Source organism: Bacteroides sp. AM10-21B (genome assembly GCF_003472565.1).
Lineage (GTDB): Bacteria > Bacteroidota > Bacteroidia > Bacteroidales > Bacteroidaceae > Bacteroides > Bacteroides propionicigenes.
This window is the reverse complement of sequence record NZ_QRME01000017.1, coordinates 1-1,539: the sequence shown is the minus strand read 5'-3', so window position 1 is coordinate 1,539 and position 1,539 is coordinate 1. Positions and strand designations below refer to the sequence as shown.

2 protein-coding genes are annotated in these 1,539 nt (G+C 46.9%); both read left to right on the top strand.

Translation table 11 applies throughout. The features are described from left to right. Positions 1-1,078 (top strand): fimbrillin family protein (locus tag DW121_RS15470; RefSeq protein ID WP_147399681.1); only part of this gene is annotated, 1,078 nt, incomplete at its 5' end. A gap of 202 nt (positions 1,079-1,280) precedes the next feature. Further along, positions 1,281-1,539: hypothetical protein (locus DW121_RS15545; RefSeq protein WP_410492048.1), on the top strand; the 259-nt coding region annotated here is incomplete at its 3' end.

Sequence of the window (1,539 nt, the reverse complement as noted above, 5' to 3'; positions counted from 1 at the left end):
CAAGCCAATCGGATTTGATACGTATGCAAGCGTGCAGACACGCGGAAAAGAAATGATCATGGAGGCCATAAAGCAATTGTGGTACTTCGGAGTCATGGCATATCAGACAACCGGAGATTACAGCACAACCGGAGCCAAATCAGAATTCATGAATAACCAGCAAGTGAATTTTGATAATAGCAAAAACGTATGGTTCTACGACCCCGTAAAGTTCTGGCCTGTAGGAGCCAACGAGAAAATCTCGTTCTTCGCCTATGCGCCACATACTAGCAATACTTCAACTATCACACTGACATCCGCCACAGACAACAGCGACCCTAAAATAAACTTTACACAGGAAACAACCTACCAATACAACATGATAGACTTGGTAGTGTCCGACCCCGCCACCTCAGGTAACAACGCTACAATGAACCGCACCTCAGCCTCGGGAACTGTAACATTCAAATTCCTGCACCCGCTGACCAGAGTGGATATGGTAGCTAAAACGGGCACAGACATCAGCCAAAACGCCGATACAAAGGTATTCATCACAGGCGTATCGCTGATACACAGCAATATACTGAACAGCAAGGGAACGCTCGACATGAAAACCCTGACATGGGCAGACAATACAACGGACTACTTCACTTCTCCGTATGTACTGACAGCATACGATGATAGAGACTACAAATGCGGTGTCTTGATTCTGAAGGCAGCCAACTTTGCGGGCTACACCACCCCATCCATCGACATCTCTGCAGGAGGAACAACCGCTACACCATTGTTCTATACAGAAAAAGACAGTCCGACAATGAACGAATACCTGTTTTTCCTCCCTGTAAGCAACGACACAGGAACAGCCGCAGACGGTGACGTAAAAGTAAAAATCGCATACGACATCGTGAACAAGATAACCGATGCCACCCACAGCAAATCTTCAGTCGAAAAGACAGTGAACCTGCCCGCCGGCATTTTAAAGAAAGGCACAGCCTACAAATTCACATTCACCATCGGTCTGAACGCTATCTCATTCGATGTAGACACAGAAATGAACTGGAACACAACAGACGGTGACAAAGACATAACTGTCCAATAACCACCCCTTGTCAGAAGTGAGACACCCACCCCTGTCATGCAGAGCGCAGCGAAGCATCTCTTCTCCTTACATACAAGAGAAGAGATGTTTCTGAGCGAAACCAATGAAACGTCAATCAAAGCATTGACACACGCCCGAAGAAGGTTGAATGTCTTTCTTCGGGCACACAAAAAACTCTTTCTAATAAAAAAAGCAAGCAATAATGAGAAGAATAAAAGGTACATACATCCTCATTCCACTATTCTGCACCCTACTGTGCATCGGTTGTGACAACGAAGACACAACCCTAATGCCAACACAGCCCATCGGCTTCTCAACATCAGTAGACGACAGCAATACCCGTGCCGACAGCGATACCCATGCCGCCACCCGTGCCGAAGCCACCACAGCCAACCTCACGGAAATAGGCGTATATGCATACAATACAGGCACAAGCTACATGGCCTCCACAGGTTTTGCCC